This window comes from Brenneria tiliae (assembly GCF_023347575.1).
GTDB classification, from domain to species: domain Bacteria; phylum Pseudomonadota; class Gammaproteobacteria; order Enterobacterales; family Enterobacteriaceae; genus Brenneria; species Brenneria corticis.
In genome coordinates this window covers 41,281-55,811 of the sequence record NZ_JAKPCB010000086.1, presented here as the reverse complement: position 1 = coordinate 55,811, position 14,531 = coordinate 41,281, and the positions used below count along the sequence as shown (strand labels likewise).

13 protein-coding genes and 6 tRNA genes are annotated in these 14,531 nt (G+C 54.0%); 8 read left to right on the top strand and 11 right to left on the bottom strand.

The features are described 5' to 3' along the window. Nucleotides 1-8: 8 nt before the first annotated feature. Nucleotides 9-392 carry an autonomous glycyl radical cofactor GrcA gene (gene grcA, locus MFP24_RS02635; protein ID WP_009111825.1) on the bottom strand — a complete coding sequence of 128 codons (384 nt, stop codon included), beginning with the start codon at nt 390-392 and terminating at the stop codon, nt 9-11. Nucleotides 393-759: 367 nt separating this feature from the next. Between grcA and ung the strand changes: the two genes are divergently transcribed. Next, the gene (gene ung, locus MFP24_RS02630; RefSeq protein ID WP_249229012.1) at nt 760-1,446 is read left to right on the top strand and encodes a uracil-DNA glycosylase; all 687 of its coding nucleotides are present in this window, start codon (nt 760-762) and stop codon (nt 1,444-1,446) included. A 95-nt stretch (nt 1,447-1,541) separates the two neighbouring features. On the opposite strand, the gene MFP24_RS02625 is transcribed toward ung, so the two are convergent. Both MFP24_RS02625 and MFP24_RS02620 read right to left on the bottom strand, forming a co-directional pair. After that, a tRNA-Ala gene (locus tag MFP24_RS02625) sits at nt 1,542-1,617 on the bottom strand. Nucleotides 1,618-1,664: 47 nt separating this feature from the next. Further along, nucleotides 1,665-1,740, bottom strand: a tRNA-Ala gene (locus MFP24_RS02620). 278 nt (nt 1,741-2,018) lie between these two features. Here MFP24_RS02620 and MFP24_RS02615 point away from each other — a divergent pair. Next, nucleotides 2,019-2,882, top strand: coding sequence for an alpha/beta hydrolase (locus MFP24_RS02615; RefSeq protein ID WP_249229013.1), 864 nt, complete (start codon nt 2,019-2,021; stop codon nt 2,880-2,882). Between the two features lie 71 nt (nt 2,883-2,953). Here MFP24_RS02615 and gltX read toward each other — a convergent pair whose 3' ends face one another. After that, complete coding sequence (gltX, locus tag MFP24_RS02610) at nt 2,954-4,369, bottom strand: glutamate--tRNA ligase (RefSeq protein ID WP_249229014.1); 1,416 nt, start codon at nt 4,367-4,369, stop codon at nt 2,954-2,956. A 272-nt stretch (nt 4,370-4,641) separates the two neighbouring features. Here gltX and MFP24_RS02605 point away from each other — a divergent pair. The 6 genes from MFP24_RS02605 (at nt 4,642) to MFP24_RS02580 (ending at nt 5,746) form a co-directional block, all read left to right on the top strand. Beyond that, nucleotides 4,642-4,717 (top strand) — tRNA-Val (locus tag MFP24_RS02605). 43 nt (nt 4,718-4,760) lie between these two features. Next, nucleotides 4,761-4,836 (top strand) — tRNA-Val (locus MFP24_RS02600). Nucleotides 4,837-4,880: 44 nt separating this feature from the next. Beyond that, nucleotides 4,881-4,956: transfer RNA gene (locus MFP24_RS02595), tRNA-Val, on the top strand. Between the two features lie 7 nt (nt 4,957-4,963). Then, nucleotides 4,964-5,039: transfer RNA gene (locus tag MFP24_RS02590), tRNA-Lys, on the top strand. A 138-nt stretch (nt 5,040-5,177) separates the two neighbouring features. Beyond that, nucleotides 5,178-5,426, top strand: a complete 249-nt coding sequence (locus MFP24_RS02585) for a type II toxin-antitoxin system CcdA family antitoxin (protein WP_249229059.1) — start codon at nt 5,178-5,180, stop codon at nt 5,424-5,426. Continuing rightward, entirely contained in the window at nt 5,426-5,746 is a 321-nt protein-coding gene (locus tag MFP24_RS02580) for a CcdB family protein (RefSeq protein ID WP_249229015.1), read from the top strand. Before MFP24_RS02585 ends, MFP24_RS02580 begins: the two co-directional genes overlap by 1 nt. Nucleotides 5,747-5,924: 178 nt before the next feature. On the opposite strand, the gene MFP24_RS02575 is transcribed toward MFP24_RS02580, so the two are convergent. The 7 genes from MFP24_RS02575 to dgt form a co-directional block, all read right to left on the bottom strand. Beyond that, nucleotides 5,925-6,917, bottom strand: a complete 993-nt coding sequence (locus MFP24_RS02575; protein WP_249229016.1) for a sulfate/molybdate ABC transporter ATP-binding protein — start codon at nt 6,915-6,917, stop codon at nt 5,925-5,927. Next, a complete protein-coding gene (cysW, locus tag MFP24_RS02570; RefSeq protein WP_009111818.1) occupies nt 6,907-7,788 on the bottom strand; it encodes a sulfate ABC transporter permease subunit CysW in 882 nt (293 codons plus the stop codon). Before cysW ends, MFP24_RS02575 begins: the two co-directional genes overlap by 11 nt. Before the next feature lie 11 nt (nt 7,789-7,799). Then, complete coding sequence (cysT, locus tag MFP24_RS02565) at nt 7,800-8,612, bottom strand: sulfate ABC transporter permease subunit CysT (protein ID WP_249229017.1); 813 nt, start codon at nt 8,610-8,612, stop codon at nt 7,800-7,802. Nucleotides 8,613-8,723: 111 nt separating this feature from the next. Continuing rightward, a complete protein-coding gene (locus MFP24_RS02560; protein WP_249229018.1) occupies nt 8,724-9,734 on the bottom strand; it encodes a sulfate ABC transporter substrate-binding protein in 1,011 nt (336 codons plus the stop codon). Between the two features lie 317 nt (nt 9,735-10,051). Next, on the bottom strand, nt 10,052-11,209 hold the full coding sequence (locus MFP24_RS02555) for a CdaR family transcriptional regulator (protein ID WP_249229019.1): 1,158 nt from the start codon (nt 11,207-11,209) through the stop codon (nt 10,052-10,054). 184 nt (nt 11,210-11,393) lie between these two features. Then, complete coding sequence (degP, locus tag MFP24_RS02550) at nt 11,394-12,833, bottom strand: serine endoprotease DegP (RefSeq protein WP_249229020.1); 1,440 nt, start codon at nt 12,831-12,833, stop codon at nt 11,394-11,396. A 145-nt stretch (nt 12,834-12,978) separates the two neighbouring features. Continuing rightward, nucleotides 12,979-14,487 (bottom strand): dGTPase, encoded by a 1,509-nt coding sequence (gene dgt, locus MFP24_RS02545; RefSeq protein ID WP_249229021.1) that lies wholly within the window; start codon nt 14,485-14,487, stop codon nt 12,979-12,981. Nucleotides 14,488-14,531: the final 44 nt, after the last annotated feature.

Below are 14,531 nucleotides of genomic sequence, written 5' to 3'. Positions count from 1 at the left end.
AAAACGAGTTACAGACTTTCGGTAAAAGTACGGGTGATCACGTCACGCTGCTGTTCCGGCGTCAACGAGTTGAAACGCACCGCATAACCGGAAACGCGGATAGTCAACTGCGGGTATTTTTCCGGATGCTGAACGGCATCTTCCAGCGTTTCACGACGCAGCACGTTGACATTCAGATGCTGACCGCCTTCCACGCGCACTTCCGGTTTGATTTCCAGCGGAACTTCACGATATTCAATCTGGCCCAGATCGCTTACCGGCACGATTTGATCTTCGCTATAAACGGATTTTGCACAAACACAACGTGCCTGAGATTTTTCTTCATCCAGCAACCAGAAAGAATTGATCAGCGCGCTGTCGTTTGCTTTGGTGATTTGAATACCAGTAACCATTATTGCCTCCGTAAAACGGCGTGTTTATCGTCTTAATTAAAAATTGGTATCAGTAACAAACTGCCGTTAGTTTTTAACGTTTGAATAAAACTAATTCTACCTGAGTCCCTATATACCAGCACAGTGGCGGGCATTCCTTGACTTAAATCAATTTTAACAACCACCAAAAACAACCAGTCAGGGCAATTTATTGTTTTACATCAAATTTATCAGCCATCATTATTGCAAATAATTTTGTAAATTTTCAATTTTTTTTCAAAATCATCCCTGCGTCGCGCTGCTTTCGCCATGGTTACGATTTTACCTCGGCGCAATTGAACGGTAAGCTACCGGCAACAAAACTCACCCTACGGACAGAGAGTGCATAATGGCAACTTCCCTAACCTGGCATGACGTTCTGGCACAAGAAAAGCTACAGCCCTACTTTATTAATACGCTTAAATTCGTCGGTACAGAACGCGCGGCGGGAAAAATCATTTACCCGCCGCAGAAAGATGTCTTTAACGCTTTCCGCTTTACCGAGCTTCATCAGGTCAAGGTGGTTATCCTCGGCCAGGATCCCTACCACGGCCCCAACCAGGCCCATGGGCTCTCTTTTTCCGTTCGCCCTGGCGTGCCCGCACCACCGTCGCTGGTCAATATTTATAAAGAACTGGCTAATGATATACCGGGCTTTGAAATCCCGCGGCACGGCTTCCTGCAAAGCTGGGCCGAGCAAGGGGTGATGCTGCTGAATACGGTGTTGACCGTTGAGGCCGGCCAGGCGCACTCACACGCCAATCTGGGCTGGGAAACCTTTACCGACCGCGTTATTGCGGCATTGAATGAAAATCGCGAAGGCATTGTCTTTTTGCTGTGGGGATCGCACGCCCAGAAAAAAGGCAGCATTATTGACCGCCAGCGCCATCACGTTCTGAAAGCGCCGCACCCTTCCCCGCTGTCAGCCCATCGCGGCTTTCTGGGATGTAAGCATTTTTCCCAGGCTAACCGGCTCCTGGAACAGCAAGGTCTTGCCCCGATAGACTGGACGCCGCGCCTGCCGGAGAATCAGTAAAGAAACACTGCCTTCAGCCGCTGGAGGCAGCAATATCAAGGCATTGAAAAACGATAACAGACCAGGGAATGATATAACAGGGAGAGGGAGTGATTTGGTGGAGCTAAGCGGGATCGAACCGCTGACCTCTTGCATGCCATGCAAGCGCTCTCCCAGCTGAGCTATAGCCCCACATCAAGTGGCGTGTTCGCGATATAAAACCAAACAGAGGGATTGTTTGGTGGAGCTAAGCGGGATCGAACCGCTGACCTCTTGCATGCCATGCAAGCGCTCTCCCAGCTGAGCTATAGCCCCGTATCTTACAGACCGTATCTGTGCGAACGGGTCGCATAATATGAGACCCGATTGGCAGTGTCAACGGCTAAATCCTTTTATGGCGCCAACCGCTGAAAAAGACGCCAAACGCGCTCATAATCGATAACATATCGGCCTCGACCGGTGGTTCAGGATGGCGAAAGCGCGGCGCGTCAGGTAAATAGCATAAAAAAGCTGTCAACGATAAGGCGTTTTATTATCATCTGATAGTATTACGTTCATCCATTTACCCAACCTGTCCCATGCGCTATTTGCCGATGATTGCATTTACCCTGATGATGGCCGGCATCTTGCCTGCCAGAGCACAGCCGGACATCGCTCCCATCACCGAACAGGCCGGAGATCATTTCGATATCCGCCAGTTCGACATGGAGAGTGATAAAGGCCGCCGGTACCGACTTTTTATTGCGCTTCCGCGTCAGGCGCCGCCGGCGGAAGGTTATCCCGTTCTTTATCTGCTGGACGGCAATGCGCAGTTTCCTTTCGCGGTGAACAGCTATAAAACGGAAAACGGAGCGGCACCGCTGATCGTCGCCGTCGGCTACCAGGGCGATCGGGCGTACGATGTGCCGGCCCGAACGCGGGATTACACCCCGCCGACCACCATCGCCGATCCCCATTTTGACAAGGGCGGGGAAGCCGAAGCCTTTTATCAGTTCCTGCAAAGCGGCGTGAAACCCTGGGTGGAGGCGCGTTATCGGGTTAACAGGCAAAAACAGACCCTCGCCGGCCACTCTTTCGGCGGTCTGTTTACCCTTTACGCGCTGTTTAACCATAGCGCGTCTTTTCAGCGCTATGTGGCGGCAAGCCCCTCTATCTGGTGGGGCGATGACGTGGTTATCCCGGCAAAAACGCCGCTGCTCGACGCGCCGCCGCAGTCCATTACCCTGAGCGTGGGCGAATACGAGGACGCGCCGGAAAAAGCGACGGCAGGACGGCCCGCCGACGCCAGACGGGAGGAGCGTCACAGCCGGCGGCAAATGGTGACCAAAGCGCGAACGCTGGCCGCCCGGTTACAAGATCAGGGCGCCAATGCGCGGTTTATCCTGTTTGCCGGCAAAAACCACGGCGACGTTATTCCGGACGCCATCGCCAGGGCGGTTATTATCGCCGGCCAGTAACGACGCCCGCTTCCGGATGAAAAAAGCCCGGCGGGTTTGCCGGGCTTGCGTTAAGCGAATAGCGTCAGCGATTACTGCTGCGCTTCACGTTCGGCGATAAACGCCAGCGCCTTATCAATCCGCGCCAGCGCTCGCTGCTGACCGACAGCCTGTACCGTCACATCCACGCCGGGAGACTGCCCTGCGCCGGTTACGGCCACGCGCAGCGGCATACCGACCTTACCCATGCCCTGGCCCAATTCATCGGCGGTTCCCTGAATCGCCTGATGAATATTTTCAGCCGTCCAGTCGGTGATGGCCGCCAGCTTGGCGCGCACCAGCTCCAGCGGCTGACGCGCCACCGGACGCAGGTGTTTCTTCGCCGCATCGGCATCGAACTGTTCAAAGTCTTCATAGAAATAACGGCAGGAAGCCGCAATCTCTTTCAGGGTCTTGCAGCGCTCGCCCAGCAGGGTAACCAGTTCGCTCAGCTGCGGCCCGGTGCGGGTGTCGATACCCGCCTGCTCGATATGCCATGACAAATGGGTGGCGACGTATTCCGGCGGCAGGTGATTGATATAGTGATGATTCAGCCACTGCAGTTTTTCGGTATTGAAGGCGCTCGCCGATTTGCTGACCGCATCCAGTGAAAACAGATTTTTCATCTCTTCCACCGAGAAAATTTCCTGATCGCCGTACGACCACCCTAAACGCACCAGATAGTTCAGCAGCGCTTCCGGCAGATAGCCATCATCGCGATACTGCATCACGCCCACGGCGCCGTGCCGTTTGGAGAGTTTCTTGCCGTCATCCCCCAGAATCATCGATACGTGGGCATATTCCGGCACCGGCGCGCCCAACGCCTTCAGGATATTAATCTGGCGCGGCGTATTGTTGATATGGTCTTCGCCACGGATCACGTGGGTAATTTCCATGTCCCAGTCGTCGATCACCACGCAGAAGTTATAGGTCGGCGAACCGTCGGTACGGCGGATGATCAGATCGTCAAGCTCCTGATTGCTGAACTCAATCGGACCGCGAATGCTGTCGTTAAAGATCACCGAGCCTTGCTGCGGATTCAGAAAACGCACCACGTGAGGCTCGTCATCGGCGTGATGGTGATGGGAATCGCGGCAGTGGCCGTCATAACGCGGCTTCTCGCCGTTCGCCATCTGCTTTTCGCGCAGCGCTTCCAGACGTTCTTTCGAGCAATAACATTTATAGGCGGTACCGTTTTCCAGCATCTGGTCAATAACGGCGTTATAGCGGTCAAAGCGCTTGGTCTGATAATACGGACCCTCATCCCAATCAAGATGCAGCCAGTTCATGCCGTCCATAATGGCATCAATCGCTTCCTGGGTAGAACGCTCCAGGTCGGTATCTTCAATACGCAAAACGAACTCGCCGCCATGATGACGGGCAAACAGCCAGGAATAAAGCGCGGTGCGGGCGCCGCCGACGTGAAGATAGCCAGTTGGACTGGGCGCGAAACGGGTTTTGATTTTCATTTGGGATTACAGCCTTTTTACGCAACGGCTGTCGGCGTATACCGACATAAGTTCAAAATAATATAAAGTGGCGACATTCTATCATTCTGCCCCGATTCCTCAACGCCGTAACGTGCCGCGCCCTGGTTTATTACGCCCCGAGCTGACCAAGGAAGCATCGCCGACGCGCAGAAATAGGACGCCTTGCCTAATTTTACAACGAACGGCCGTTTTACTTTTAAAAAGCGTTGACTCACTTTCAACTATCCCTATAATGCGACTCCACACAGCGAGGGTGATTAGCTCAGCTGGGAGAGCACCTCCCTTACAAGGAGGGGGTCGGCGGTTCGATCCCGTCATCACCCACCACTCTTAGAGTGACGCGCTGTGTGAAGCAAGAAGAATCGAGATTGGGTGATTAGCTCAGCTGGGAGAGCACCTCCCTTACAAGGAGGGGGTCGGCGGTTCGATCCCGTCATCACCCACCAATCTCATACCAGCTGTCTTCTTGCTGGAAATGAAGTTCAGAAGTGGGTGATTAGCTCAGCTGGGAGAGCACCTCCCTTACAAGGAGGGGGTCGGCGGTTCGATCCCGTCATCACCCACCACTTCTGCGGGTCGTTAGCTCAGTTGGTAGAGCAGTTGACTTTTAATCAATTGGTCGCAGGTTCGAATCCTGCACGACCCACCAATATCCGCAAAGTTTTCCTTTCTGAAGTACATTCATTCAAAATTACCATGTTGCACGAGTCGTGCGGGTGCTGAGATTGCTTTTTCAACACCGCTGGCACATACTCTGCGCATACCCTTGCGCAGAGGATACCACATGATGAAAACCGCAATCGTCCCCCGCCATGGCGCCAAAAGAAGCACCAATGTATATCTGACGGCTTCATTGGTTGAAGCGGCCCGCAGCATGGATATGAACCTGTCGGCAACGCTGGATCAGCTTCTGGCACAGGCAATAGAGGCCCGAAAAAACGAGCGGGAAAAAGAAAAGCAGGATATGCAGGCCATGAATATGTTTATGGAAAAGGCCGGAATGCTCACGGATGATGACTTTTTCGGCGGCATTTAATGTCACAGTTTGATATCTACCGCAATCCATCGGCAAAATCAAACCAGCTATGGCCGTATTATCTGGTCATTCAGCACGATTATTTCGATGATTTATCGACAAGATTGATTGTTCCCCTGGTTTCAAAGCATAACCTCACCCTGAATCAAAAAAGAATAACCCCTATCGTGAATGTTAATGGTGGGGACTATTACGTATTTACTCCCGCGATGACATTTCTCGAAGCCAGAAAAATTCATAAAATGGATTTTGTGTGTAGTGCCATTTTATCCCGGGGTGAAATTCTTTCTGCTTTTGATGCCATACTCACCAACACCTGAACGGCGTCAGACATGATTCGTAGCAGGCTCGCCGCCGCCCGCGGCATACTGCATATCGTCGTTACCCGATATTCTTCCATCTCGCCTAATAATTGATTTTGTCCGTTTCAACAAAAAACGCCCTGATAAGAGCGTTTTTTATGGGTTTTATACGGTGAAGGGTTTATCCGCGAAAGCGTCAGATTTCCCAGTCGTGGTTATAACGCTTGGGTTTGAACTGGATAACATCCCCTTTTTGCAAGCCATGCAAACTGAGATCGTCTTTCGCCACTTCGGCTTCTATCAGCTCCTGTTGATTGCCAATCTTCAATGACAGGCGGGTCAACGCGCCCAGCGGACGGATATCGCGTACGATGACCGGCTGATAGCCATCCTGCGCCTCAACGGACAAAGCCACTTCATGGGGACGGAACAGAATGGTTTCGTCAGTCTGCTCAATCTTCAGCAGGTTGCTGTCCCCCAGGAAGTGATAAACAAATTCACTGGCCGGATGATTATAGACTTCATCAGGCGAACCAATCTGTTCAATAACGCCTTTATTCATCAGTACGATACGATCGGCGACTTCCATCGCCTCTTCCTGATCGTGGGTAACAAACACCGACGTCAGATTGATATCCTCATGCAGGCGGGACAACCAGCGACGCAGCTCCTTGCGCACTTTGGCATCCAGCGCGCCGAAGGGTTCGTCCAGCAACAGAATGCTGGGCTCGACAATCAGCGCCCTGGCAAGGGCGATACGCTGACGCTGACCGCCGGACAATTGCTCGGGATAGCGATCCGCCAGCCACTCCAGCTGCACCAGGCGCAGCAGTTCATGGACTTTTTTCTCAATATCGCGTTTCGACGGGCGGGTGCTTTTCGGCTTCATCCGCAGCCCGAACGCCACGTTGTCAAATACCGTCATGTGGCGGAACAAGGCGTAGTGCTGGAACACAAACCCCACATTGCGCTGACGCACATCGTGAACGGAGACATCCTCGCCATGAAAAATAATGCTGCCGCTATCCGGCTGCTCCAGACCGGCGATAATACGCAATAATGTTGTTTTACCGCACCCGGACGGCCCCAGCAGAGCCACCAGTTCGCCGCTCTGAATGGCCAGATTGATTTGATTCAGAGCCTGGAACTGACCAAATTGTTTATTAATATTGCGGATCTCAATGCTCATTTTTGGTCAACTCCTGTTGTTTCTCTAGTTGCTTCGTCAGGCGGCTCTCACTCCACTGGCGCAACAGCAGCACGACCAGCGACATCACCAACAGCAGTATGGCGACGCTAAAAGCAGCGACGATATTGTATTCGTTATAAAGAATTTCGATATGCAGCGGCAGCGTGTTGGTCAACCCGCGGATATGGCCGGAAATAACCGAGACGGCGCCGAATTCCCCCATCGCCCTGGCGGTACACAGCACTACGCCGTAAATCAGCGCCCACTTCACGTTAGGCAGCGTGATATGCCAGAACATCTGCCAGCCATTGGCGCCCAACAGCCTGGCGGCCTCTTCTTCCTGCGACCCCTGCTGCTCCATCAACGGGATCAGTTCGCGGGCCACGTACGGCAGCGTGACGAAAATCGTCGCCAGCACAATCCCCGGCACCGCATAAACGACTTCCAGATTATGGGCGGTCAGAAACGGATACAGCTTACTTTGCGCCCCAAACAGCAGGACATAGACCAAACCGGCGACCACCGGCGAGACGGAGAAAGGCAAATCGATTAACGCCAGCAGAAAACTTTTGCCGCGGAATTCGAATTTCGTCACGCTCCAGGCGGTGGCAAGGCCGAAGAGGACATTGAGCGGCACGGAAATCACCGTTGCCAGCAGCGTCAGCTTCAGCGCGGAGACCGCATCGGGTTCGGTGATGGCATCCCAGAATGCGGCGACGCCTCTATCCAGCCCCTGCGTCACCACCATAAACAGCGGCAAAACCAGAATCAGGAAAAAGACGATCCACGCCAGCGAAACCAAAATATAGTAGGTCGCCGGGTGCTTCTTGGATTTTGTTGCACGGGGCTGAGCGGAAATAACTTGATCCATCACGACATGCCTTACAGTTTCGGTTGGATGCGGCGCTGCAATAAATTAATCAACAGCAACATAATGAAAGAAACCAGCAGCATAAACACGCCAATCCCGGTCGCGCCTTTGTAATCATACTGGTCGAGCTTCGAGACGATCAGCAGAGGCAGAATTTCAGTTTTAAAAGGAATATTCCCCGCGATAAACACCACTGAACCGTACTCCCCCACGCCGCGGGCAAACGCCAGGGCAAAGCCGGTCAGCCAGGCGGGAAGCAGGGTGGGAATCAACACATGGCGGAATACCTGCAGCGGACGTGCACCAAGACAGGCCGCGGCTTCCTCGATTTCTTTCGGAATATCGGCAAGAACGGGCTGCAATGTCCTGACGACAAAAGGCAGGGTGACAAAAATCAACGCCAGCGTGATGCCGATGCCGGTGTAGGCGATTTTAAACGGAAACAGCGAACCAATCAGGCCGTTCGGCGCGTATAGGGCCGTCAGCGCAATCCCCGCGACCGCCGTCGGCAGCGCGAACGGCATATCGATCATCGCATCAATGACCTTGCGGCCGGGAAAGGTGTAACGGACCAACACCCACGCCAGCAGCGTTCCCAAAATACCATTGATAAACGCGGCGGCCAGCGCCGTGCCAAAAGAGAGCTGGAGCGAGAAAAGCACCTGCCGACTGGTAATGAGATCCCAGAATTGTTCCAGGGTCAGTTGGCTGGCGTAAAGAAACATACCGGCCAAAGGGATGAGTACTATCAACCCTAAGTAACTCAGGCTGAAACCCAAAGTTAATCCGAAACCGGGAATTACCGAGGAGGAACGTTGTGACATACTGTGCCTTTAAATAGTCATACTCAGAGATCCAGGCGAATCAAATAATTGCCGACGAGATAAAGCCGCTGCATAGACAGCGGCCTGAAAGAGTACCAGAAAGACTGTTAATTATTTATTGATCTCTTGGAATATTTTGTCAAATACCGTGCCATCTTTGAAGAACCTGTCCTGCGCGGCTTTCCAGCCGCCGAAGTCGCCGTCAATCGTTACCAGCTTCACCGAGGCGAACTGATCTTTAAATTCTTCGGCAATCTTTTCATTGCGCGGACGGTAGAAGTTCTTACCGATAATCCGTTGCGCCTCGTCGCTGTAGAGGTATTGCAGATAGGCTTCCGCCTGTTTCCGCGTTCCTTTACGCTCCACCACCTTGTCAACCACCGCCACCGGGGGTTCGGCCAGAATAGACAGCGACGGAGTAACGATTTCCAGCTGATCGCCGCCCTGCTCTTTCAAAGAGAGGTAGGCTTCGTTTTCCCAGGCCAGCAGAACATCGCCCAGTTGGCGCTGCACAAAGCTGATCGTCGAGCCGCGGGCGCCGGTATCCAGCACCGGGGCATTGCGATACAGATCGGTGACAAACTTCAGCGCCGTTTCATCATTACCGCCGGGCTGAGCCTTGGCATACGCCCAGGCGGCCAGGAAGTTCCAGCGGGCGCCGCCGGAAGTCTTCGGATTTGGCGTAATCACTTCGACGCCTGGTTTAACCAGGTCGTTCCAGTCTTTAATCTGCTTCGGATTGCCCTTTCTCACCAGAAAAACGATGGTGGAGGTATAAGGCGTACTATTGTCGGGCAAGCGAGCCTGCCACTTCGGGTCGATAATTTGCTGATTCAGATTAAGCGCATCGATATCCCCGGCCAGCGCCAGCGTCACGACATCAGCCTGCAGGCCGTCAATCACCGAACGCGCCTGCTTGCCGGAGCCGCCGTGGGAGTTTTTGATGGTGATATCTTCACCCGCGGTCTCTTTCCAATGCTTGATAAAAGCGGCGTTATATTGTTGATAGAGTTCGCGGGTCGGATCGTAAGATACGTTCAATAGCTCGGTCGCTGCGGAAGCAACGCCGGAAAACAACAGCGCTGCCGTAGCAACAGATAGTCCCAGACGACGTATTGACATTATTATCACTCCCTAAAATTTGACAGTATTTATTCCCGCCCGGAACGCTATAGCGCCCAGGATAACGGGTTAATGCGTTATCATTTCCGACAGTTAGATTCAAAAAATAACGATGAATGCGACTGATTGGCGCGGCGTACGCTCAGGCATCAGACCGACGGCACGAAAGTGACAATAGAGGATATGGGAAAGTGGCAAAAATACTGTTTCGCGATAATTTATACTATCGCGTTATATTGTTAGCCGATATGAAATAGTTTTCAATCTAAGTAAATGATATTCGCCGGAACGATATTTTTGCGGCAATGTTGCAATAGCTATTTTTCCTCATCCAATTGCAGGGCGACATATAGCAGCAGACGATCGTCGAAATTTCCCAGATCCAGTCCGGTGAGCTCAGAGATACGGTTAAGGCGGTACTCCAGCGTGTTGCGATGGATAAACAGCGCCTTTGCCGTTACGCCGGGCTGCACATTATTGCGGAACCAGGCATGCAGCGTGCGGCGCAGCAGGCCGTTACCGTCCATGGCCTTAAGCTTCGCCAACGGACGCACCAGTTCATTCGCCTGCCAGCCTCCGCGCAGGCTGTCCAGCAATACCGGCAGCATCAGATCCTGATAATAATAGCAGCGTTGCGCCGGCATCCGCTGTTTGCCGACGCTCATGGTGGTGCGGGCGGTACGGTAAGAACGGGCAATGCTGCCGGGGCCGGTAAAATAGTTTCCCAGCGCCAGCCGCACCCGCAGGCGGCTGCTTTCCGTCATGCGCGACAGCAGACCATCCACGCGGCGGCGATGCTCTTCCGCATCCCAGCGGCCGTGGCTGTTTAACGCCGGCTTCAATACCACCATTTCCGTCAGGGAAACAATGGCGATCAGATTGTCGCGCTCCGGCGTGGTCAGCAGCGTCTGCAACTGCTGTAGCTCCGCCATCGCGCTGTCTACGCCAAGCTGTCCGCTATCGACCTCAACCACGGCCACGACGCGCGGCTGATTAACATCGATGCCCAAACGCTGCGCCCACTCCATCAGCGCGGGAGAAAGATCGTCAGTACGAATCAGATTAAGCACCAGCTCTTCGCGCAGGCGGCTATCCTGCGCCAGCATATGCAGCAGCCTCGCCTGCTCAAGCATCATTTCCGCCGTCATGCACACCAGCTCGCCGTACTGACGCAACTGTCCGGGGTTGCCGGTCAGACCGATCACCCCGACGATTTCACCGTCAATATGCAGCGGCAGGTTGATCCCAGGACGAACGCCGTGCAGATGGCGCGCCACCGCCTCGTCAATATCGACCACCCTTCCCTGCGAAAGCACCAGCAGCGCGCCTTCATGCAATTCCCCCAACCGCTCCTGATCGCCACTGCCGATGATCTTGCCGCGAGCATCCATCACGTTGATATTACTATCAATAATCTGCATGGTTCGCGCGACGATATCCTGCGCCATTTTGGCATTAAGGTGGTACGACGCCATTTCTACCTCTGAGCGGGAACACTGACAATTGCACCAGCATAGCGGCACGTCCCGCGCCGTACATTGTGCAAATTAACAAAGAATGGGGGATTCAGTTGAAACTGTGGAAGACCTCACAAAACTCGGGCGGAATAGTTGAGAGGGGACAGCCGGGTGCGAGCCACCCGGCTTTGATGGAACGGGATTATTGGGAGAGCAGATAAATATTGCTGTCGCCGCGACGAATATGCAGCGCCAGCACCGCGGGCTTGCTTTCCAGGATCTTGCGCAGTTCGCCAAGATTCTGTATCGGCTGCTGGTTCACGCCAAGGATGATGTCATCCTTTTTCAAGCCAATGCGCGCCGCCGCGGAATCCGCCTTGACGTTATCGACCTTGACGCCCTTTTGGCCATCCACCTGGATATTGCTTAATTCGGCGCCTTCGATACCGGAATAGAGGTTGCCGGACGCCACCTGCGCCTGACTGCTTTGCTGCAACGTCACATTCACCGTTAGCGGTTTGCCGTCGCGCAACAGTCCCAGCGACACCTTGCTGCCCACCGGCAACGACCCCACCTGCGCCCGCAACGCCGCAAAACTGCCGATCGCTTTGCCGTTCAGCGTCACAATCACGTCGCCGGCTTTAATGCCCGCCTCGGCCGCGGACGATTTCGGCCGAACCTGGCTGACAAAAGCGCCGCGCTGCGCATCCACCTTCATCGCCTGCGCCAGTTCCGAATTCAGCTCGGTACCGGTAATGCCCAGCTCGCCGCGTTTTACCTCACCGAACTCGACGATCTGCGCCACCAGGCTTTTCACCATATTACTGGGAATGGCGAAACCGATGCCGATATTGCCGCCGTCAGGAGCCAGGATCGCGGTGTTTAACCCGATCAGCTCGCCATTCAGGTTAACCAGCGCGCCGCCGGAGTTTCCCCGGTTGATGGCCGCGTCGGTCTGAATAAAGTTTTCATAGTTTTCAATATTCAATCCGCTGCGCCCCAACGCCGATACAATCCCGGAGGTCGCCGTCTCCCCCAGCCCGTACGGGTTACCGATGGCGACGGTGTAATCGCCGACGCGCAGCTGGTCGGAATCGGCCAGGCGGATGGCCGTCAGGTTGTTGAAATTTTGCAGTTGCACCAGCGCCACGTCGGAACGGGGATCTTTGCCGATCACTTTGGCGTCATATTTACGGCCGTCGTTGAGGCGCACCTGAATTTTATCGGCGTTATCCACCACGTGGTTATTGGTGACCACGTAGCCTTTTTCGGCATTGATGACCACCCCGGCGCCCAGCGCCTGAAAATCCTGCTGGCGGGAAGGCTGCCCCTCATCGTCGCTCTCCCCATTCTGACAAATGGGAGATTGCTGAAACGGCGAGCCGTCCTGACAGAACGGCGAGTCTTCGCCAAAGAAAGGCTGTAGCTGCTGAGGGATGTTCTCTTTGGCGACGTTGGTATGCCCTTCCACAAAAATACTGACGACCGAAGGCATGACTTTTTCCAGCATCGGCGCCAGGCTGGGAAGCGTGGTCGGTGAAGGTGAAGAGGAAGCCGTCTCTGCCGCATACGCTCCGATCGGCCCCATCGCCATCGCCAGGCTTAACGTCAGCGCGCTTAGAACTAATGATTTTCTTTTCATGGGGAATATATCTCATAGTAACAATGGGCAAGTTTCACGGCCTTTATGCTCAGGTCGTGCTGGATGAGATAAATATGAACCAATAAAGTTCATCAATGGAAGATGATGAAGCGTAAGAAAATATTGTCGCTATTTACAAAAGTGATTATTCCGCGGCCATCAGCCTGCGGTATTCATCATAGGCATACAGGTCGGTCATACCGCTGATGTAATCCTGAATTAACCGGGCGCGATAATAATACTCGCGAATCTCCTGCTCGGCGGAAGATAAGCGTTGCAGGTTCTCCACCGCCTCCCGATACGCCAAGCAGTGTTTGCTGGATAATTTATGATACAGGCGCGTTTCGATAGGATAGCGTTTATGCGTTCCTTCTGTTACCAGTCGGCTGAAGTCCTGATACGCCAGCTCCAGCAGCGGACTATAAATATCCAGCAGCCCGCGGATAACCCGGTAGCCCTGAAGCTCCAGTTGCTCAACCTCGTGATGATTGAATACGTGCTTCAAGGCGACATTTTTAAATATTTTCAATAACCGGTTCTGCGCGCTTTCATCTTCCAGCAGCGCCTGATTAAACGCCCCGTTATAGATTTCCGGCAGGTTATCAATAAAGCGCTGCGAAGCGTGCGGCACCAGTTTGGCCACGGTATTTACGCGAAGATTCATAAAGAATTGATCGCTGGTGCTGCGCCACGGGTGACGATTCTGGTTTTCGAAAGCGCGGCCGACGGTCTTGCTGAATAGGTCTCCCGGCAGCACCTCGCCCCAGCTCTGATGTAAACGGTCGTAAAGCTGTTCGACGGTGAGAATATCTTTCTCTACCGCATCTTCCAGATCGGCAACGCAGTAAGAGATATCGTCCGCCGCTTCCATAATGTAGGTAAGCGGATGGCGATGAAATTCCCCCATCGATAACGCGTCGCGCAGCGTGGTGACGAACTCCTCCTCGGCCAGGTAGTAGCCGGGTTTTTTCATCAGGTAGTCGTACTGCGCGGGTACGGCTCCGCGCCAGTAGGCCGGCCGGGTGTATTTCAGGATGCAGCCAACCTGCCCGTAGGTCAGGTTCAGCTTAAGCAGGGTATGCACCAGACGAATGGCCTGCGCATTTCCTTCAAAGTAGCTCAGGTCCTGACGGATGCGGCTGCGCAGTTCGTCCAGCCCATCGTCGCGCAGGCGCAGCGCCTCAACGCGGCACCGATCCTGGCGTCCATCGCCCTCGCCCTGATAGGCGACGTCCATTAACGCCCCGAACCAGTTGTTGATCGCCGACTCGCCGAAATGACCAAAAGGGGGATTGCCGATGTCATGCATCAGGCAGGCCATTTCCACCATGCTTTCGAACGGGGTTTGCCACTGGGCCAGTCCCAGCTCCTCCAGACGATCATCCCGTCGCAGGCGCTCCAGGATATCTTTGGCGATATAGCGCCCGACCTGCTGCACTTCCATGGAGTGGGTCAGGCGCGAACGCACCGCGGCGTTGCGTTCCAGCGGGAAAACCTGGGTTTTTTGCTGCAGGCGGCGAATGGCGGCCGAATTGATGATGCGTCCGCGATCGCTTTCAAACTGGCGCACAATCGAATAGTCATCCTCCGCGCTAATCGGCTGGCTAAGAGGACGCTGAAAGCTCATCTTTTTGGCGAAATCGATACCGGACATAGGATCCTCCATTGAGTGCCGCTGCATAACCGTCTCCATTTAAC